The 229-nt window shown below is 60.7% G+C and carries 1 protein-coding gene; it reads right to left on the bottom strand.

The features are described 5' to 3' along the window. Window positions 1–229: fructose-bisphosphatase class II (locus RTW80_RS31170; RefSeq protein ID WP_312722156.1), on the bottom strand; the 229-nt coding region annotated here is incomplete at both ends.

Below are 229 nucleotides of genomic sequence, written 5' to 3'. Positions count from 1 at the left end.
ATCCGGAATAGCAAACACGCGTACGCCGAGCGCTTGCAGGTACGCGATGGTGGCGTCGTGGCGCGGTTTCGCCAGAATGGTCACGGTGAGTTCGCTGAGCGCTTTACCCAGCGCCGCGGCGATATTGCGCAGGTTGGCGTCCAGCGGCAGGCTAAGGTCGATAGCGCCTTTAGCGCCAGGACCGACGATCAGTTTTTCCATGTACATATCGGGCGCGTTGAGGAAGCAG

The sequence above is a fragment of the Escherichia sp. AM3 genome (genome assembly GCF_032029835.1).
GTDB classification, from domain to species: Bacteria; Pseudomonadota; Gammaproteobacteria; order Enterobacterales; family Enterobacteriaceae; genus Escherichia; species Escherichia coli.
Note: the sequence above shows the minus strand (reverse complement) of the source record. Positions and strands in the feature narration are given on the sequence as shown.